The 19,290-nt window shown below is 75.3% G+C and carries 16 protein-coding genes; 8 read left to right on the top strand and 8 right to left on the bottom strand.

Annotated features, from left to right (window positions below; genetic code table 11):
* Window positions 1–21 precede the first annotated feature (21 nt).
* Complete coding sequence (locus AB0D01_RS16785; RefSeq protein ID WP_363055923.1) at window positions 22–384, top strand: STAS domain-containing protein; 363 nt, start codon at window positions 22–24, stop codon at window positions 382–384.
* Window positions 385–453: 69 nt separating this feature from the next.
* Here AB0D01_RS16785 and AB0D01_RS16780 read toward each other — a convergent pair whose 3' ends face one another.
* The gene (locus AB0D01_RS16780) at window positions 454–1,371 is read right to left on the bottom strand and encodes a LysR family transcriptional regulator (RefSeq protein ID WP_363055922.1); all 918 of its coding nucleotides are present in this window, start codon (window positions 1,369–1,371) and stop codon (window positions 454–456) included.
* 95 nt (window positions 1,372–1,466) lie between these two features.
* Between AB0D01_RS16780 and AB0D01_RS16775 the strand changes: the two genes are divergently transcribed.
* Window positions 1,467–2,636 (top strand): nuclear transport factor 2 family protein, encoded by a 1,170-nt coding sequence (locus AB0D01_RS16775; RefSeq protein ID WP_363055921.1) that lies wholly within the window; start codon window positions 1,467–1,469, stop codon window positions 2,634–2,636.
* A 73-nt stretch (window positions 2,637–2,709) separates the two neighbouring features.
* Here AB0D01_RS16775 and AB0D01_RS16770 read toward each other — a convergent pair whose 3' ends face one another.
* The gene (locus AB0D01_RS16770; protein WP_363055920.1) at window positions 2,710–3,441 is read right to left on the bottom strand and encodes a hypothetical protein; all 732 of its coding nucleotides are present in this window, start codon (window positions 3,439–3,441) and stop codon (window positions 2,710–2,712) included.
* Window positions 3,442–3,914: 473 nt separating this feature from the next.
* Between AB0D01_RS16770 and AB0D01_RS16765 the strand changes: the two genes are divergently transcribed.
* The gene (locus tag AB0D01_RS16765; protein ID WP_363055919.1) at window positions 3,915–4,598 is read left to right on the top strand and encodes a hypothetical protein; all 684 of its coding nucleotides are present in this window, start codon (window positions 3,915–3,917) and stop codon (window positions 4,596–4,598) included.
* Window positions 4,599–4,839: 241 nt separating this feature from the next.
* On the top strand, window positions 4,840–5,256 hold the full coding sequence (locus AB0D01_RS16760) for a hypothetical protein (protein ID WP_363055918.1): 417 nt from the start codon (window positions 4,840–4,842) through the stop codon (window positions 5,254–5,256).
* Between the two features lie 140 nt (window positions 5,257–5,396).
* Here the strand turns inward: AB0D01_RS16760 and AB0D01_RS16755 are convergent, their stop codons facing one another.
* The 3 genes from AB0D01_RS16755 to AB0D01_RS16745 form a co-directional block, all read right to left on the bottom strand.
* Entirely contained in the window at window positions 5,397–7,619 is a 2,223-nt protein-coding gene (locus AB0D01_RS16755; protein WP_363055917.1) for an XRE family transcriptional regulator, read from the bottom strand.
* Window positions 7,620–7,757: 138 nt separating this feature from the next.
* Window positions 7,758–8,033, bottom strand: coding sequence for a hypothetical protein (locus tag AB0D01_RS16750; RefSeq protein ID WP_363055916.1), 276 nt, complete (start codon window positions 8,031–8,033; stop codon window positions 7,758–7,760).
* Window positions 8,034–8,148: 115 nt separating this feature from the next.
* Window positions 8,149–8,352 (bottom strand): EF-hand domain-containing protein, encoded by a 204-nt coding sequence (locus tag AB0D01_RS16745; RefSeq protein ID WP_363055915.1) that lies wholly within the window; start codon window positions 8,350–8,352, stop codon window positions 8,149–8,151.
* A gap of 200 nt (window positions 8,353–8,552) precedes the next feature.
* Between AB0D01_RS16745 and AB0D01_RS16740 the strand changes: the two genes are divergently transcribed.
* Window positions 8,553–9,353: a class I SAM-dependent methyltransferase gene (locus tag AB0D01_RS16740; RefSeq protein WP_363055914.1), complete on the top strand. Its 801-nt coding sequence runs from the start codon at window positions 8,553–8,555 to the stop codon at window positions 9,351–9,353.
* A gap of 80 nt (window positions 9,354–9,433) precedes the next feature.
* Here the strand turns inward: AB0D01_RS16740 and AB0D01_RS16735 are convergent, their stop codons facing one another.
* Window positions 9,434–10,957, bottom strand: a complete 1,524-nt coding sequence (locus AB0D01_RS16735) for a hypothetical protein (protein WP_363055913.1) — start codon at window positions 10,955–10,957, stop codon at window positions 9,434–9,436.
* Between the two features lie 173 nt (window positions 10,958–11,130).
* On the opposite strand from AB0D01_RS16735, the gene AB0D01_RS16730 reads away from it, so the two are divergent.
* From AB0D01_RS16730 to AB0D01_RS16720, 3 genes are all read left to right on the top strand, one after another.
* Window positions 11,131–13,200, top strand: a complete 2,070-nt coding sequence (locus tag AB0D01_RS16730; protein ID WP_363055912.1) for a serine/threonine-protein kinase — start codon at window positions 11,131–11,133, stop codon at window positions 13,198–13,200.
* A 37-nt stretch (window positions 13,201–13,237) separates the two neighbouring features.
* Window positions 13,238–15,598, top strand: coding sequence for a PQQ-binding-like beta-propeller repeat protein (locus tag AB0D01_RS16725; RefSeq protein ID WP_363055911.1), 2,361 nt, complete (start codon window positions 13,238–13,240; stop codon window positions 15,596–15,598).
* A gap of 129 nt (window positions 15,599–15,727) precedes the next feature.
* Window positions 15,728–17,887, top strand: coding sequence for a PQQ-binding-like beta-propeller repeat protein (locus tag AB0D01_RS16720; protein ID WP_363055910.1), 2,160 nt, complete (start codon window positions 15,728–15,730; stop codon window positions 17,885–17,887).
* A 53-nt stretch (window positions 17,888–17,940) separates the two neighbouring features.
* On the opposite strand, the gene AB0D01_RS16715 is transcribed toward AB0D01_RS16720, so the two are convergent.
* The gene (locus AB0D01_RS16715) at window positions 17,941–18,783 is read right to left on the bottom strand and encodes a MerR family transcriptional regulator (RefSeq protein ID WP_363055909.1); all 843 of its coding nucleotides are present in this window, start codon (window positions 18,781–18,783) and stop codon (window positions 17,941–17,943) included.
* A 251-nt stretch (window positions 18,784–19,034) separates the two neighbouring features.
* Window positions 19,035–19,271, bottom strand: coding sequence for a hypothetical protein (locus tag AB0D01_RS16710; RefSeq protein WP_363055908.1), 237 nt, complete (start codon window positions 19,269–19,271; stop codon window positions 19,035–19,037).
* Window positions 19,272–19,290 lie beyond the last annotated feature (19 nt).

Here is a 19,290-nt window from a genome sequence, read left to right as displayed (position 1 = left end):
GCAGAGAGGAAAGCGAGCAGCATGGACACGCACAGCAGCGGGGCGCGCGGGCGCGTCGAGGCCCGGACGGACGGGGACGTGCGCGTCGTCGTGATGACGGGCGAGTTCGACATGGACGGCGTGGCCGCCCTGCGGGCCGCGATGGACCCCACGGCTCCCGGCGTCAGCCGGTTCGTCGTGGACGTCACCGGGGTCACCTTCGCGGACTCGACCGCGCTCAGCATCATGCTCCAGCCCACGCTGGACCGCACGGTGGTCCTCGCCGGAGTGGTGCCGGCCCGGTTGGCACGGGTCCTGGAACTCACCGGCGCCGACCTCGTCTTCGCCACCGCGCCCAGCGTCGCCGAGGGCTCCACCATGGCCGTCCCGCCCCGGCGACGCTGAGCGGCGGGCTCCGGGCGGGCCGCTCGACCTGGTGACCCGCACGGGGCGCACCGGCACCGGCGCCCCGGGTCAGTGCCCTCCCGCGGGGTCCACGCGGGGGTCGGAGCCGGCGCAGACCTCGGCGAGCCGGTCGATCAGGGCGGACGCGCCCGGGTGGGGGTCGCGGCGGGGGGTGATCCCGTAGATGCCGCGGGCAGGGGGGTCGACGAGCGCCGTCGTGGTGACGTCCGCCCGCAGCGCGCGCCTGAGCACGCCGGGGATCAGCGCGATGGCGTGGCCCGTCGCGACCAGGGCCAGCTTGCCGGGCAGGTCGGCGGCCCCGAGGTCGATCCGGGGGCTGAATCCGGCGCGGGCCGCGTGGCGGCGCAGGAGGGCCGCCGAGCCGTCGTTGTCCTCCACCCAGGTCTCGTCGGCCAGGGTCTCGACGCGCACCGGGCCGTGGCCCGCCCGCGGGTGTCCGACGGGCAGGACGACGACCATCTCGTCCAGCCCGAGGAAGCGCCGTTCGACGCGCGGGTCCTCGGGGAGCCCCGGGGGCGCGTCGGTCACGGCGGCCACGTCCAGGCGGCCGGCGAGCACGCGTTCGTGAAGGGCCCCGGTCAGACCCGGCGACAGGCTCCACGGGCGGGGGCCGCTCTCCTCCAGCAGCCTGCGCAGGGCCTCCGGGACGACGCCGGCGGCGAGGGAGGGGGTCGCGCCGACGTTCAACGGCCCCCCGTGCGCGCCGTCTTTGGCCTCGCGTACGGAGCGCACGGCGCGGTCGGCCTCGTCGAGCGTCGCCGCCGCGTGACGCCGGAACACCTCGCCGACCCCTGTCGGGGACACGCCCCGGGCGCGGCGCTCCAGCAGCTTCGCACCGAGTTGTCGTTCCAGCCCGGCCATCTGGCGCGAGATGGCCGACTGGGTGTGGTTCAGCTCGGCCGCGGCCGCCGACAGCGAGCCGAGTCGGCACACGGTCACGAAGGTGCGCCACACCGTCAGGTCCATGGCGCCAGTATGCCGGCAGACATGCGTATCGCGCATGGCTGGTGTGCCGGATCTGCGCTTGTCGCATGGTTGGAGCGGGCCGCAGGCTGGGTCCCATGACTTCCACACCGCACAAGATCACTGTCCTCGGTTTGGGGCGCATGGGCGCCGCGATGGCGACCCGTCTGGCCGGGCACGGCTTCGAGGTCACCGGGTGGACGCGCTCGGGCGGGCGGGTGAGCGACCTCGACCGCGCCACCGATCCGAGCGGGGCGGTCGCGGGCAGGGACCTCGTCCTCCTGGCCCTGTTCGACGGCCCCGCCTGCCGGCAGGTCCTCGACGAGGTCCGCGCCTCGCTGGGCCCCGACACGCTCGTGGTGAACACCGGCACCATTTCCCCCGACGAGGCGGCGGGGCTGGCGCGCCTCGTCGGCCCGTCCTACGTCCACGCCCCCCTGCTCGGCTCCGTTCCGGCCGCCGAGACCGGCGCCCTGCGGATTCTCGCGGCGGGGCGGCCCGCCGCGCTCGAACGCGCCCGGCCGGTCCTGGACGTCCTCGGCACCGTGCGCCCCGTCGCGGACGCCCCGACCGCGGCCGCGTTGAAACTGATCGCCAACCACAGCCTGGCCGGCGGCGTCCTCGCCCTCCGCGACACCCTGCGTCAGGCGGACGCCCTCGGCCTGCCCCGGGAAGACGTGCTCGACGTCCTCGAACTCGGCACGCTGGGCGCCCTGGTGGCCCGCAAGCGGCGCTTCCTGGACGGTGGGCCGCAGGAGTCCCCGGCCGAGTTCACGATCCGCGCGCTGGGCAAGGACATGGCCCTGCTCGGCGGTGCGTCTTCCGCTCCGTTGCGCGGTGGCGCCGCCCTGTCGGACGCCTCGCCCGCCTTCGCGGAGGCGGACATCGCCGTCGCCGCCACGCTCCCGGCCGCCCCGGAGGCGGTACTCGCGCCGCTTCGCGCGTACGTACGCGGGCACGCCACCGGCGAGCCCGCCCATTTCCGCGACGCGTTCCTCCCCACCGCCCGCATCGAGGGGATCCGCGACGGCGCGTTCGTCTCCTGGGGCGTGGAGGAGTACTGCGCGCTGTTCTCCGGCCGGCCGGCGCTGGACGAGCCGATGCGCTCGCGCCGCGTCGAGAGCCTCGATGTGCACCACAGCGTCGCCACGGCGACGATGACGCTCGTGCACGGGCCGGACACCTTCACCGACGTCTTTCTCCTGACGTGCGTGAAGGGTGCCTGGCGGATAGCGAACAAGGCCTACCACCGCCACGACCGCCCGTGAGCCGGCGCCCGATCGGGCGCCGGCCACACGTGTCACTCCATCCCTTCTGACGAGCTGTCGGAGCCGTTCGGCCTCAGGTGCCGGGTGCGCACACCAGCGTCACCGTGAACACCGCCGACCTCACGCCCTGCTCCGCCCCCTGCCGGGGCACGATGAGTTGGGCCTGCACCTTGGGCCGTGGTTCTGCCGGGTTCCCGCGGGCGGGGGCGTTGACGACGAACTGGGTCTTGGAACTGGGTCCGGTGAACTTCACCATGGGCTCGGACTGCTTGTCCGTGTCGGGGCTCACCCACACGACCCTGATGTCACCGGTTCCGGTGCCCGAGAGCGTTCCCTCGAACGTGACGGGAGTCGCCTGGTTGCAGGGGACCGTGGGCGTGTCCGGTTTCGTCGCGACCACGTCGGCCTCGGTGATGTTGACGTTCACGGGGGCGGGGGCGTCCGTGCAGGAAATGGTGGAACCGCGACCACCATCGACCGGCCTGACCTTGTAAGTGCCGTCTCGCTGGTTCTTCACGATGAAGTTGCCGCCTCCGTCGACCCGCGTTTCGAATGTCCGGCCGCCGATTCGGGTGATGCTGACCTTCTGGTTCGACCGGTAGCCGGTGAGCTCCACGTTGACGTTGATCGAGGAGCCGCCCAGCGGTATCAGCCGGCAGGCCGGGGCGGCGGGGACCTGAACGGCCGAAGGAGCCGCCTGGGCGCCCATCGTCGGCGGAAGGGCGACCGCGGAAGCCAGGAGTGGGACGATCAATGCACAACGACGTTGCCTCTTCATATTTCCCTCCATGGCAGAGTGCTGCATGGGTGTGTACGGAAGGGATCGGGCTCGCCATGGCGGGTGACGCGAGACGTGTCGCGACAAGAGGGGAACGGCCGGTGTACCGGCCGGTCGGGGTCAGCGCTCGACGCCGGCTTTCCGCGAACGTCGCGGATGGGGTGAGGTGCTGACGGGCCGTCATGGCGGCCTGTGGTGGCCCCGTGGTGCGGGGCTCCTCTCCGAGGGTACCCGTCGCCCTCGGAGCCGGCCCGTCCAGCGCGCCCCCGACCCGACTCCTCGCACACGCCGGCCCGAGGGCGGTGAAGGGCGGGCTCCCGCGGCGGGGAATTGCCGGGGCCCGGAGGCGGGCGGAGCATGGAAGTGACCCCATCCGATCGAGAACGGGGCTTCCCAAAACGCGCCTGCGCTGGACGTACCGGACGGCGGTGGTCGCCGGTACGGTGTGAGCCCTGGCCCTCGGCCTTTCCGTGCCGGCCTCGGCATCCACCCTGGTGAGCGTGGTGCTGGACGCTCCGGACGTCACGGTGACCTTCCGCGACACCCACCCGGACGACGTGCACACGACGCTCGTCCTGCGCCCGAACGGCGTCCCCGGGGAGACCCGGCGGATCCCCGTGGCGGCCGCGGTACCCAGTGAGAACAGGACCGTGGTGAAGACGGTCAACGCCGGCCTCCGGGCGGGTGTCCCCTACTGCGCCGTGCTCGAAACCGGGACCGAGGGCGGTGAAGGGCCCTTCGCGAGCTTCGGCGCCACCTATACCTCGAACGAGATCTGCTCGGAGGCCGCCGGCTCGGCCAACGCACCCTCCGACGTGGCCATCGGCAGCGTCACCGGCGAGGAGAACCCGCCGGCCGGTACGAACCGCAACTACTGGGTCTCGTACTCGAACGCCGGCGCCGACGCGAAGGGCGTGACCCTCACCGTCCAGACGACCGGGTCCGTGACCGTACGGCGTCCCCCCGAGTCGGGAACCTTCAACGGCTTCCAGTGCAGCGGCGGCGCCACGGGTTACACGTGTACCGGCGGGAGTCTTGCCAAGGGCACGAAGAACCAGATCCCGGTGCTCGCCACCATCGCCCGCTCGGGCCCCGGCGCCATCCACGCCACCATCACCGCCGAGGGCGACCCGAACCCCGGCAACAACGCGACCACCCTCCCCGTACTGGCCGTCCCGAAGTAGCAAAAGACGGCGACCGTATTTTTGCGGGTGGAACTGCCTGGGCCGGACCCGACCACCGTGATCGACTGTGACTGCCGCAGGGATGCTGCCCCGCACCGGCGGATCACCCCACCGCCGCCCCGCGGCGCCCCGGCCCCACCCCCACGGTGGTCCCGGGAACGAAGAACGGCGACGGGCCGAGAAGCCCGCCGCCGGCACCACGTCCGTGCCCGTGAGGCCGGTCGCACGAAGGAGAAGATTCTTGTCGGTCCGAAAGATCCAGGCGGTCGCGGTCGCGGCCGCCGCCCTGGCGAGTGTCGCGGTGGTGGCCACGCCCGCCGAGGCGAGCAGCTACTGCTCGCGTGGAGGCGGCGTCTACTTCTGCGAGTACGGGGTGACCAAGCACAGGCTCCCCGACGACACGAAGCAGGAGTTCGTCATCGGCACCGACCGTGCGGTGTGGACCCGCTGGACCGACTCCGACGGCGACTGGTCGAAGTGGATGTCCATGGGCGGAAGGGCGTCGAGCCAGGCGTACGTCTACGACTACGACACCAGCGACCCCTGGAGCTTCCGGCTGTTCTACTACGACGAGAAGGCGGAGTACTGGGGCCGAAACCGCGACCACGACGGCAACTGGTCCGGGTGGATCCGCTACGACCTCCCCCTCAACGGCTGATCACCGAGGCCGGCCGCGAGGAGTTCCCTCTTCCCCCGATCGGGACTCCTCCGGCTCCGGCTCGTGCCACGGCCCTCGCGAGCGACACCGCTCACGGGGGCCGTCGCCCGTTCCGCCCGGCCGGCCCGCCGACCTCCGCCTCACGTCCGCGTCGTGAGGCGGGCCACCGCCGCGTCGTAGCGTGCCCGGAACCCCTCGTCGGTCGACGCCCGCAGCAGCGCGCCGAGCGCGCGCACGGCGCCGTCGTCGTAGCCGAAGGACTCCGCCTCCCGGGCCGCCAGGTCGAGTTGGCGGATGCCCCGGGCCTCGTCCCCGAGCCCCAGGAGCGCCTCGCCCCGCACCATGAGCAGCAGGACGCGCGGGATGTCGGCCGTGTCGGACCGGTCGTCGAATTCGAGCGCCTCGGTCGCCGTGTCGAGCGCCCGGCGCCATTTCCCGGCGTCGGCCCAGTGCCGTGCGAGGTGCTGCATGGCCAGTCTCTCGATGGTCCGGTCTCCGGCCCGGCGTGCCAGCTCCACCGCGCGCTCGCACCCTCGCGCGGCCGCCTCCAGGCCGCCGAGTGCGGCCTGCGCGATGGCCAGGACGACGAGGGCGTTGGCCTCGGCCACCACGTCACCGGCCCGGGAGGCCAGCGCGGAGGCGGCTTCCAGGTGGGTGAGCGCCTCCGGGACGCGTCCTTCCTCGGTCAGCACCCAGCCCAGCACGTTCAACACGCGTGACTCGCCGTGCCGGTCGCCGTCGGCCCGTGCGGAGTCGAGGGCGGTCTCCAGGAGGGGGGCCCAGCCGTCCCGTACGCGCCACACGATCACCGGCCACAGCGTCAGGACGATCCGCCAGGTCCTGTCGTGGAGTCCGGCGGCGTGCGCCGCCGCCGCGGCCCGGGTGAGGTCGTCGCGCTCGGCGGCGTACCAGGCCACGGCGGCGGACCGGTCGGCGAACTTCCGCACCCCGGCCGGCGGGAGGTGGTCGGCGGGCAGCGGGAAGCAGTCCTCGTTGCCGGGCTCGGCCGCCGCGACGGCCGCGATGCCCGTGGCGATGTAGTGGTCCAGGAGGCGTCTCAGCGCGTCGGGCTCGGTGTCGAGGCTGCGCGCGTAGAGCCGGACGAGGTCGTGCATCGTCCAGCGGCCGGGCGCCGTCTCCGTGACGAGGTGGGCGACGGCGAGCCGTTCGAGGGAGGTTTCGGCGGCCGTCGGGTCCGTGCCGGCCAGGGCCGCCGCCGCGTACCGGTCGACGTGCGTACCGGGGTGGCGGCCGAGGTGGGCGAACTGACGGGAGACCTCCCCGGGGAGCTGTTGCAGCGTCACGCGCAGCGCCGCCCGTACGCCGGTGTCCTCCACGTCCAGCAGACCCAGCCGGCGCGTCTCGTCGGACAGTTCGGCGGCCATCTCGGCCAGGGACCACGCGGGCCGCCCCGCCAGCCGGGCGGCCGCCACGCGCAGTGCGAGCGGCAGCCCGCCGCACAGCTCGGCCAGCCGGAGCGCGGCCTGCGGCTCCGCGCTCACGCGGTCCGTGCCGAGCACCCCGGCGAGGAGCATCGTGCCGTCCGCCGGTTCGAGGACGTCCACGGCGACGGGCCGGGCGGTGTCGGTGACGATCAGCCCCTGCAACCGGTGTCGGCTGGTGATGACGGTGACGCAGTGCCGACCGCCGGGAAGGAGCGGTCTGACCTGCTCCGAGGCCCGCGCGTTGTCGAGCACCACGAGCAGGCGGCGGTCGGCGGCGAGCGACCGGAACAGCGCGGCGGCGCCGTTCGCCGAATCCGGTATCCGGTCGTGGGGCACACCGAGCGCGGGCAGGAACTCGCGCAGCACCTCCAGCACGGCGGGCTCGCCGGTGTCGCCGTAGCCGCGCAGGTCGGCGTAGAGCAGTCCGTCGGGGAATCCGGCTCGGCCGTGGTGGGCCCAGTGCAGGACGAGGGCCGTCTTCCCGACGCCGGCGGGCCCGACGACCAGGCAGACGGGTGCCTCGCCGGTGGCGGCCCGGGACAGGGCGGTGAGCTCCGCCGCCCGCCCGTGGAAGCCGCGCGGTGCGCGCGGCAGCAGGTCGGGTACGCCGGTCGGCGGGGCGGCGTCCGGTACGGGGGCGGGGTGCGGGGCCTCGGTGGCGGGTGCCCGGCGCGGACGGCCCAGGCTCGCGGCGCGCTCCAGTTCCCCCGCGCCGGCCGCGTCCAGGGCCAGGGCGGTGGCCAGGGCCCGCACCGTGCGGCGCTGGGGTCCCCGGGAGTGTCCGCGCTCCATGTACGACAGCGCGCGCACGCTGATCCCCGCGGCGTGGGCCAGCTCCTCCTGGCTCAACCCGGCCCGCCGGCGCAGCCCGTGCAGGAGCACGCCGAAGTCCGCGGTGGCCGGTGTGCCGGTGTCCATGTCTGGCTGTCCCCTGGTCGATGCGGCCCGGCGGAACGCCGCGCCTCGCCGGCAAAAGTATGCCCGACATACTTTTGCGGGTGAAATGCGTCGTTCCGGATCCCGCCGGGGGCAGGCGGGGGTGGCGGGTCGTGGACCTCATCGGTCCCCGGCGGGTCGGTTCCTCCCCCCGGTGAGCCGCTGGTGCCTGCGGCCGGTGAGGCCGACGGCGACCCATCCGGCGAAGAGGAGGACCGCGGCGACGATGCCGGCGACGGTGTCGGTGAAGACGAGGGCGAGGAGGATGGCGATCAGCGTGATCGTCCCGGCCGAGGACGCGGCGAAGGCGTCCGCGCGCAGGACCACGCGCAGGAACCCCGAGGGGGCCTCGGAGAGGGGACCGTCTGGGGAAGCGGAGGCTGAAGTGTCAGTCATGGCAGGCCCATTCTGCGACCGGAAGGCGTCATGATCAACAGAAGGGCGGGAGGGCGAGCCGTCCTCCCGGGCCGGCCCAAGGCTTGCCCGGGAGCTCAGGCCGTCGGGCCCGCCGCTACTTCAGCAGGGTGCGGAACTCCTCGAAGTCGAGGACCCCGTCGTGGTTCGCGTCGGCCTCCATGGCCTTCTTGACCTCTTCGGCGAGGTGCCCCTGGGCGCCCTCGGCCTTGAACCCCCGCGCCAGTTCGACGATGCTGATCCGCCCGTCGCCGTCGGTGTCTATCTCGGCGAACAGCGCCCTGAGCTCGGCCTCGTTCATCACATACCTCTTTCGCGTTCACAGGCCCCGAAGGCCCGCATGTCCCACCACCCTGTCACACCGTCGACACCACGCCGACGGCCGATCCCCGGGTCCACAACGCTCCGTCCGGCGCCGCCGGAGGAGGCCGTGCCCCGTTGCGGACGGGGCACCGCGGATGGGAACCTGCCGAGCGTACGCACGCCACGCCAGGGGGGCCGATGGACCGTCAGCGAGGGACCGCGCGCACCGCGCCAGGCGATCGAGGGCCGGCCGCGGACGGCGCCACCGGCACCGGAGCCCGCGCCCGCTCGTTCGGCGCCGCCGCGGCGCGTTACGCCGACCACCGGCCCTCGTACCCGCCCGCGCTCCTCGACGCCCTGGCGGAACTCACCGGCCGCGCCCTGGCCGGGGCCCGCGTCGCCGATGTCGGCGCGGGCACGGGCATCGCGACCGCGCTGCTGGACGCGTACGGGGCGCGGGTGGTGGCGGTGGAACCGGGCGAGGGGATGGCGGCCGAGTTCCGACGCCGCAACCCGCGGCTCCCCCTCGTACGCGGGGACGGCAACCGGTTGCCCTTCGCGGCGGCCTCCCTCGACCTGCTCACCTACGCCCAGTCGTGGCACTGGACGGACCCCGACCGCGCCGTGCCCGAGGCCCTGCGCGTGCTGCGGCCGGGCGGAGCCCTGGCCGTCTGGTCGAACGACCCGGACCTGCGCGTCGGCTGGATCGCCGGACAGCACACGCGGATCGAGGAGCGTTTCGGCCCGGGCTTTCACACCAACGAACGGCCCCGCTTCGGGGAGGGGGTGGCGTTCACGACCCGACGGCTGCCGTGGTCGCGCCGGGTCCCCGTCGACGTCCACCTGGCCAAGCTGTCCACGCACTCGCTCTTCCTGATCGGCGCACCGGGCACGGACGCCTTCCTCGCCGAGGAGCGCCGCCGCCTGGACGCCCGGTTTCCGGACGGGTGGTTGGAGGAGCACTACGTGGTCGACCTGCGGGTGGTCCCGCGCCCCTGAACCGCCGGGCGGACGGGCGGCGGCTACTTCAGGTGGCCGGCCAGGTGCCTGCTCCGGCTGCGCAAGGCCTGCGACCCGGCTCAGGCGCCCCGCAGGCGGCGTACGACCTCCTCGCTCAGCCGCCGTTGCAGTTCGGCGAGTTCCTCCGGCGTGTAGGCCTTGAGGTCGCCCGGGTCGCGGGGGTTCTTCGCCCCGGCCTCCCGCTTCTGCCGTTCCCGCTCCGCGAGCTCCCGTTCCTCGGGCGATCCGGGCGCCGCGTGGGCGCATCGGATGAGCGCCCCGTCCGCGGCCTTCAGGCAGGTCGCCTCGCGGCCGTCGACCTGTCCGCGGCCCTCCACCCGGTACCGGATGTTCTGCTTGCTGCCCACGGTCGCCGTCCAGGTGCTGCCGCCGGTGGGGACGACCTCGAACACCTCGTCGTCGTTGTAGCAGCACACGTCCCGGTACTCGGCCTTGATCAGGGCCACCAGCGCCTGCGGCGAGGACCAGGTCGGGTCGAGGCGGTGGACGGTCATGGGGGCCAGTCCCCCGCCCTCGTGCCGCATCGGCACGGTGGACACCGCGACGATCGAGCCGGCGTCGCCCTGCGGGGTGAGGGGGGTGACGTAGGCGCCGGTCCCGGCCACCTCGCGCGGGCGCAGGGTGAACTCGGATTCGTTGCCCTCGTTGGCTCCGTCCTCGGAGGCGTCCCAGCCGCTGCGCTCGAAGTACCAGTCGCCGAAGCCGCCCACGGCGACGGTGGCCTCCCGCTGCCGCGCGGCCAGGCTCAGCGGGTAGGAGGGGCCGGGTACCGAGGCGGTGTCGTCGGTGACGGTGAGCCGGCCCGTCCGGCCGTCGTAGAGGGCGACCCCGGCGGGGCGTTCGGTCACGACGAGGATCCCGGTCTGGCGCTTGAGCGGGACGACCACGACCGGCGTACCGCCCCGGCAGGTCACGTACACGTCCCCGGCGTCGAAGCGGACCCAGCGACGCTGCGCCGAGATCTTCCGGCCGAGGTTGTGACCGAACCAGCCGCCGACCCTGGCGTCCGCCGTATCGACGTCGAACGCGCACCGCTCCTGGCTGCGCCCGACCCCGCCGAGCGGCACCTCCTGCACGAGTCCGACCTCGTACCCGGCGAGCCAGCCGCGCCGTTCGACGAGGGTGGCGAAGCGGTCCGCGTCGGGCAGGTAGGTGATGTCGGCGATCTCACCGGTGACGTCGCCCAGGTGGGGCGCCGCCTGGGCCTTGCCCACGACGTACGGCGCCCGGGCCGCGAGCGCCGGCACGGGCTCGGTCACCACCTCGGCGCTCGCCATGTAGGCGCGGTCCTGGAGGTAGGCGCCGTAGACCAGCCAACCCACGGCGAGACCGAGCCCCACCACGGCGCCCAGCCAGCCGAGGACGGCGGCCGAGGCCGTCCCGCTCACCTTGCGCCCTCCCCGGCGCAGGAGCCGCACCACCAGCAGGCCGGCCATCACGACACCCGCCGTGAGCAGGGGCAGGGCGAGCCAGGCGAGGAGCTTGCGCACCTCCCACACCAGGATCGTCGTGTAGTACGAGCCGTACCACAGCAGGAATCCCGCCACCACGACGGCCAGCCCCACGCGCACCATGCGGCCCATCGGTGTCCCCCCACCCCTTGTCGCCCTGACCGGTTCCGTACCCCGGACGGGTCGGTGTCATCCGCGGGACGGCGGCAGGGTCGAGAGCGGGGAGGTGGGCCGGCGATTCCCACTCCTTCGACAACTTCCGGCATTCGTCCGCCCGTTGGGAGCGTCACGCATACGATCACGCCATGGGACCCCTGATCGCGCCACTTCCGGCCGGTGCGCCCGACCGGCTCGGCGGGCACCGGATCGTGGGGGTGCTCGGGGCCGGCGGCATGGGCACCGTCTACCTCGCCCTGCGGGGCGGGCGGCCGGTGGCGCTGAAGACCATCCGGCCCGAGCTGCTGCGCGACCCGCTCCTTCGGGAACGGTTCGTCCGCGAGGCGGACGCGGCCTCGGTGGTGCGCGGCCCCTTCGTGGCGGCCGTCCTCGGCTCCTCCACCGCCGACGGGGTGCCCTGGTTGGCGACGGAGTTCGTGCCGGGACCCACGCTCGGCGCAGCGGTGCTGCGCCACGGGCCGCTGCCGGTTCCGGCGGTGAGCGCGCTGGCCGGGGCCCTCGCGCGGGCGCTGACGGCGCTGGGCCGGGCCGGCGTCGTCCACCGGGACCTCAAGCCCTCGAACGTGATCCTCGGCGCCGACCGCCCGCGCGTGGTCGACTTCGGCATCGCCCGGGTGGTCGGCGACACCACGCTCACCACCACCGGCCAGCGTCCCGGGACACCGGGCTACATGTCGCCCGAGCAGGTCGTGAAGGGCCCCCTCGGGCCGGAGAGCGACGTGTTCTGCCTGGGCGCGATCGTGGTGTTCGCGCTCACCGGCCGGCACGCGTTCTTCGACGGGGACCCGGTCCACGCGGACTTCCGGATCGCCCACGAGGCCCCCGACCTCACCGACGTGCCGGGCACCCTGCTGCCCGTGGTCCGCGCCTGCCTGGAGAAACGACCGGCCGACCGGCCCACCGCCGCCGAGGTGGCCCGGGCGCTCGACCCCCGGGGCGGCGCGCTGCGGCCCGCCGCCCGATGGCTGCCGCCCGAGGTGCTCGCCGAAGCGACCGGGCTGGCCCGCGCCGCCGCGGGCCTGGGCGCGGCCCCGCGGGGGCCGGCCCGGCGGCGCGTGCTGGCCGCGGCGGGTTCGGGCCTGCTCCTCGCCGCGACCGGGACCGCGCTCCTGGTACGCCGCGACGGCGAGCGCCGGGGCCGTTCCGCCGCACCCCGCTGGAGCGGCCCGCCCGGCACGGTGCCGCCGCCGCTGTGGTCCTACGACGGCGCCGCCGCGCGGCCGGGGTTCGGGCCGCTCGACGTCGACGGGTGGGCGTGCTTCGCGGACGGCGGGGGCGAAGTCGCCCTCCACGACCCGGTCTCGGGGCGGCGGCGCGGGCGCGGTCCTGTGGTGTCCGCGCTGCTGGGCGCCGGCCGCCCGGTGGCCCTGGCCCCGGACGGCGCCGTGCTGTTCCTCGACGCGGGCGACGGCTCTGTGGCGCGGCGTACGTCGGTCGGGGCGCGGGCCCTGCCGGCCGCCGACGGCGAGCGCGTGTACGTCCTCGACGAGGCGGGGCGGGTGGTCGCGTTGCGGCGTACGGACGGCGGGGTCGGCTGGCGCGTGCCGGCTCCGCTGCCGGGTGCGGTGCTCGACGGGGCGACCGGGCGGGGGCTGCTCGTCCTGGCCTCCGCCGAGGGTGGCGTGGTGGCCCTGTCCGCCTCCGACGGGAGCCTCGTGTGGCGCCTCCCGGCCGGGTCGGGGGGCGGGTCGGGCTCCGGTTCGGGTTCCGGGGGCGGGTCGCAGGGCGGCTCCGGGCGGGTGGTGTTCGGCGAGCGGGGCGTGCTGATCGGCGGCGGTCCCACGCTGACGTGCCTGCGGGCGGGCGACGGCGGCCGGCTGTGGGAACTACCGGCGGACGAGGGCACGGGCTTCGGCGCTCCCGCCCCGGCCGGAGACGGCGTGTACGTGGTGGACGGCCGGCAGCTGCGGAAGGTCGACGCGCGGACCGGTGCGCCCGTGTGGACCGTGTCGGCCGCCGAGGAACTGGACCGGGAACAGGCCCCGTTGGTGTCCGGGGCCGGGGTGTTCGCGGCGTCGCGCGCCCCGGATCTCGGAGTCCTCGCGTTGCACACGGGGCGGGTGGCCGAACAGTACGTGTTCGCGCCGGCCCTGCCGCCGGAGGTACCGGCCGACGCTCCGTGGCGCGGCGCGGTGGTGGGCGGCGGCTGCGTGATCTGGCGCCGGGGCGGGGCGGTCCGCGCCCTGCCGGGCATGTGACCCGAGACGGTCGGGCACCTCGACGGGAGCGTGGGGCATGGGGGTCGGACGACTCGTGGAGGGGTTGACCGCGCGGGATCCGGGGGAGGTCGGGCCGTACCGGCTGCTGGCCCGCTGGCCGGGGCCCCGCCCCGAACCGCCCGAGAACGGCATGTACCTCGGCCGTGACCGGGCCCACGGGAACGCCGTGGTGTGCCTGCTGCCCCCGGCCGCGCACGGGGCGGCCGCGGCGCTGCGCCGGGGCGACCCCGTGCCGGGGACGGCGGCCGTACTGGACGCGCGGACCGACATCGCGCCCGCCTGGCTGGCCCTGGCGTACGCGCCCGCCGTGTCCCTCGCCGACCTGGCGCGGCCGGACGCCGGGGGCGGGGTGCTGCCCGCGGAGCAGGCGGTACGGGTGGCGGGGGCGGTGGCCGACACCCTGGCGGGCCTGCACGCGCGGGGCGTCGGCTACGGGGCCGTGGCGCCCGAGGGGGTCTGGCTGACGACGGGCCGCCCGCTGCTGCTGGCCCTGCACGCCTGCCGCACCCTCACGTCGCCCGGGGGCGGCGCCGCGCCCGGAGCCGCGCAGGGTGAGCCCGAGCCCCCGCGTCGTGGGCCCGAGCCGCACAGCCGCGTGTCGACGGTGCCCGCCGCCTGGATGGCGCCCGAGGTGGCCGCCGGTGGGCCCTCCTCGGCGGCGGCCGACGTGTACGCCCTCGCGGTGCTGCTCCTGCACACGGCCACGGGGCGGCTGCCGTTCGGCGACGGCCCGCCGCCCGTGCTGGCCTACCGCGCCGCGCACGAGGCACCCGTACTCCCCGAACTGCCGGGCCTTCCGCAGGAGTCGGGGCGGGCCGTGGCCGCCGCGCTGGCCCCCTCCCCCGCGGACCGGCCGACGGCCGCCGAACTGTGCGCGGCCCTGACCCCGGGCGGGGCGGAACCCGCGTGGGCGCACGGCGCGGCGCCCGGGCGGGTCGTGGCCGCGCTGGCGGTGCGCTCGCAGTCCGTCGCCGATCTGGAGGCGCCCGACGGGCGGCCGGCGGAGCGTGCCGCGACGGCGGTGGCGACGCTTCCGGACGGGCCGGAGGCGGGTGGGCGCCTCGCGGTGGCCGACACGCGGACGCGTGACGCGGCTCCGGGACCCCGTACGGCGCAGGCCCCGCCCCCACCGACCGGTACCCCGGCCGGCCCGACCCGCCGCCGGGTCCTCTCCGGCCTGCTGACCGGCGCGGCCGGGGCGGCCCTCGGGGTCGGCGGGGCGCTCGCCTGGTCCGGCCTCGTCCGCGACGAGCCCGATGGAGCTCCGGCCCCCGGTGCCCGACCCGGTCAGGCGTCCCCGCTCCCCCGGGTGTCGGGGATGCCGCCCGGGGCCCTGTGGCGCCTGGACGACGCCACGGCGCGGACCCGGCTGTTGCCCGTGTCCGGCGCCGGCCGGTTCCTGGTCGCGCGCGGCGACGACGTCTACGGCCACGACCTCGGCACCGGCCGGCAGGTGTGGGAGCTGCCCGGCGCGGGCGAGAGCCTCGGCCGGCCGGTGGCGGTGCCCGGCGACCGCGCGCTGATGGCCCGGTCGGGGCTGGCGATGGTCTCCCTCGGGGACGGGCGTACGCAGTGGTTGCAGCGCTACGAGGACCTGACGACGGTGCTCGCCGTCGAGGGCGGCACGGCCTGGCTGCTGGTCGGCAACGGCACCCCGGCGGGCGGGAACCGGCTCGCGGCCTTCGACCTGGAGCGGCGTCGGGAGACGTGGCGCACCCCGCTCCCGGACGGGTTCGGCTACGACCTCGCCGTCACGGTCGGCCCGGCGACGGTCGTGGTGGAGGTGCCCCCGCCCGACGAGGGCGTCTTCCGCGACGTGCACGCCATACGCACCCTGGCGATCGCGGGCTTCGACCGCGCGACGGGGCGCATGCTCTGGAACCGTACGTACCCGGAGGTGTACAGCGGCGCCGCCTCCGCCGTCGACCCGGTGGCCGGCCGGCTGTTCCTCCTGTCCCGGGAGCACGCGCACGCCTACGACCTGACGACCGGCGCCCGGCTGTGGGAATCGCGGGCCCAGGTGGACGACACCAACGGCCCTCCCCTGCTGGCGGGCGGCGTGCTGTGCGTGAACGACGCGGGCCTGGGTCCGCTGGTGGGGGTGGCGTCGGACACCGGCAGGACGCTGTGGGAGCAGAGCCTCGACGAGGTGGTGGAGTGGACGATGCTGGGGCCCATGGTCGTGGGGTCGTCCGGCCGCACGGTGTACCTGTCGACCCTGCACCGGGTCATCGCGACCGACCTGGCCTCGGGCCGGCGGCAGTGGCAGGTCTCGCTGTCCGGTGCGCAGGCGCGGGAGCCGTTCCAACTCGTCTCCACCGCAGGGGTGTTGCTCGTCGCCCGGTCGTCGGCGGTGGTGGCGATCCCGGCGGACTGACCGACCCGACCCGCCGCCGACCCGACCCGCCACCGACACCGACGCACCGCCTCCGCGCGGTTCACGCCCTCGCCTTCCACGCCCTCGCCTTCCTCGTCCTCGTACGCCGCTCCGAAGGAGTACACGCCCATGTCCACGGTCCTGCCGCTGCTCCCCGACGACCCCGAGCGGCTCGGGGGGTACACGCTCCTCGGCCGGCTCGGCAGCGGCGGCATGGGGACCGTGTTCCTGGCGCGCTCGACCGGCGGGCGGCTCGCCGCGGTGAAGACCGTACGGGCCGACCTGCGCGAGCGGCCCGACCATCGGGAGCGGCTCTTGCTGGAGGCGGAGGCGGCCCGGGTCCTGGGCGCGGAGCACACCGCCGCGTTCCTGGGGGCGGACCCCGAGGGGTCGCCCCCGTGGCTGGCCATCTCCTACCTGATCGGGCCCTCGCTGACCGAGGCGATGGCCGCGGGGGGTCCGCTTCCGGAGGCGGCCGTCCGCCGGCTGGGGTCGGCGCTCGCCGGGGCCCTCGCCGCGCTGCACCGGGCCGGGCTGGTCCACCGCGACCTCAAACCGTCCAACGTGCTGATCACCGCGCGGGGTCCCCTGCTCATCGACTTCGGCCTCGCGCAGGCTCCGGGCAGCCCGCGCCTCACGGCCCCCGGCGGCGTCACGGGCACTCCGGGGTACATGTCGCCCGAGCAGGCGCGCGGCGCGCGGCCCGACGCGCGGGGCGACGTCTTCGCGTTGGGCGGCGTACTGGTATACGCCTCGACGGGGCACGGCCCGTACGAGGCCCGGGGCCGGCACGACACGCTGCGGCTGCTGCGGGACGGCGCGGCGCCCGACCTGGCCGGGGTCCCGGAGGGGTTGCGCGCGAGCGTCGCCGCCTGCCTGGCGGCCGAACCGGACGGGCGTCCGTCGCCCGAGGCCCTGCGGGACGCCTGGGGGCCCTTCGAAGCGGGCGAGTTCGCCGATCTGCTGCCCCCGGGGATCGTCGCCGACCTGTCGCGCCGCGTCGGTGACATCGCCGCACTCGGCTCCGCGCCGCTGCGGGCCCCCGCGGCCGAGCCCGCGCCCTCGCGTCGGGGACTCCTCGCGGGCGCTGCCGCGGTGGCCGTCACCGGGGCGGGCCTCGGGGCGCTGTGGTGGTCGGGTGCGCTGTCGGGCTCCGGCGGCGGGGCCCGCGCGGGCGGCCCGTCGGGCACGCCGCGTCCGAGCGGTTCCGCCCGCCGTCCGGCCGGTACCGCGCCGGCCCCGTCGTGGTCGGTGGCCGCGCCGTTCTCCGCGACGCCGACGATGGTGAGCGACGAGGTGCTGGTCCACCACGGTCAGGTCCTGCGCGGGATGTCGACCTCCGACGGGGCGACCCTGTGGGAGGCCTCGACCACCAGGGTCGGCATGGTCCCGGTGGGCGGCCGGCTCGCGGGCCTGTTCGTCGACGCGGACGACAACCCGGGCGCGGGGTACGTCGATCCGCGCACCGGTCGTCTCGGCGCGGACGCGGTCGGCCCGTCCGTACTGGGTGATCTCGACTTCACCAGCATGGTCCTGGCCGCCGACGAGACCTGCCTGTACCTCCGGGCCTTCTACCGCTCGGAGGACGACGGGCGCCAACCCTGGTTGACCGCGTACGACCTGACGACCCGACAGGTGCGGTGGCGGCAGCGCATGGAGGGTGCGGTGTGGGGGCCGGACCGGTCGCTGATCATGTCGGCGATCGTCGGAGAGGGTCGGCTGGTCGGCTCGGACCCCGGACGGATCTTCGCCGTCGACACGCGCGACGGCCGGCTCCTGTGGTCGTGTCGGCTGCGCACGGACGAACAGGCGGTCGCCGCCGACGGTTCGGGCGGCATGCGACCGCCGGTGCTCTCGGACGCGCACGCCTTCGACGTGGACGACACGATCACGGCGGTGGACCTGGCGACGGGCGCCGTCGCCTGGAGGCTGGAGCCCGAGGGGGACCGGCTGCTCAGCCCGCCGGTCTGGGTGAACGGCGTCGTCCACGTCGCGGACGGGGTGCTGAACTCCTTCGACGCGAGGACCGGGCGCAGGGTGTGGAAGCATGACCCGGGCGCGTACGTCCGGCAGATCGCGAGCGCGGCGCCGTTCCGCGGGGAGTTGTACGTGGCGGTGGGCGGCGACGGGCAGGCCGTCGTGGCGGTGGACCCGGACGCCCGCCGCACCGTGTGGACCCTGTCCGCGGGGGCGGTGGGCATGTCCGACGGCGTGGAGCTCCTCGCCCGGCGCGGCGACCGCCTGTACGCCCAGACGACGGACCGGGTGGCGGCGATCCCGCTGGCCTGAGACGCGCGGCGTGGCCGGTGGCCGGCGCGGGGTGAGCGCGGGGGCGGCGGCGCTCAGCGGTCGCCGGCCGGGTCCCCGTAGAGGAGCCGCGCCGTGAGTTCCATGCACCGGGTCCGGGCCGCGGAGAAGCCGTAGGGCATCTTGGTGACCGCTTCGAAGGCGCTCATCCGGGCTTCCTCCTCGCCGCTCGCCTCGGCGTCGTCGATGTCGAGGAGCCGCTCGTCGTCCGCGTCCAGTCCGGCCGCTTCGATGGCCTGGAGCAGGGCGGTCTGGTGTGCGCAGTGTCGCGCGGCGAGTTCCTCGACGCGCGGGTCGTGGGGGTCGACGGTGTCGTCGAGGGCGGCGTCGGCCGCATCGAGGTGGTCCGCCTCGGCCCTCAGGTCGGGATGGGTGGCCAGGGTGATGAACACGCCGGCCTGGATCGCGGCCGCCGGCGGCCCGAAGATCCGTTCCGTGACGAGCAGGGCCTCCAGGTCGGAGGGGCGCAGTGCGCCGGCGGGCAGGTGGCCGAGCCGCTGCGTGACCAGTGGGGAGAGCAGGCCCAGTGGGCTGCCCACGGCCCGCAGGCGCCGGACCGCGGCGCGCCGGCGCTTGATCTCGGCCTCCTGGGCGGCCAGGGTCTCCTCCAGCCGACCCAGGACGTCCTCGACGTCCCGGGCCTCGTCGAAGGCGGCCCGCATGTCGTCGAGGCCGATGCCGACCTCGGACATCCTGCGGATCCACAGCAGGCGGATCATGTCGTCGTAGCCGTAGCGGCGGCGCCCGTCACCGCCCCGCGCGGGCTCCGGCAGCAGGCCGATCTGGTGGTAGTGGCGGATGGCGCGCGGGGTGGTTCCGGCGAAGGCGGCGGCATCGCCGATCCTGACCTCGCGGGGAGGCGTGGCGAAGGGGTACATCGCAGACGGGGCCTTTCGTGCTGTGGTCCCCCGACGACACCACATGCCGCTACGTCATGTGCAACCGCCCGCCCGAGATCGGCGCCTTGTCGAGGGTCGACCGACCCGCTTCCCCTCACGGCCCGCCCTGCGCCACACCACCCTCATCCCGAGCGCCAGGACGCCCAGCGCCAGGGCCACGATGACTACCTTGATCGCACGGTCCACCAACAGGTGACCGAGGAGCTCCGACGACTGCGCCGCGAGGCCGGTCATCGCAGGCCGTCCCGCCGCCGCGGCCAGGGCGTTCCGCCGCTCCGGCCCTCGATCCTTCGGGCAAGGGCGCGCAGCGCGGCCCTCATCACGGGGTCCGCGTACCGGCGCACCCGGTCGAGTTCGCCCCTGCGTCGGAGCGTCAGGGCGACGGCGAAGAGCAGCAGCGCCGCCACGACCAGAGCGCCCACCACCAGACCGAACCTGATGAGCATGAGATTGAGATACGTCTCCACGCGGAAGCCTCCACCCCGT

The sequence above is a fragment of the Streptomyces sp. NPDC048606 genome (genome assembly GCF_040650855.1).
Lineage (GTDB): Bacteria > Actinomycetota > Actinomycetes > Streptomycetales > Streptomycetaceae > Streptomyces.
The sequence above is the reverse complement of the archived record's forward strand: the minus strand, read 5'-3'. Positions and strand labels throughout refer to the sequence as shown.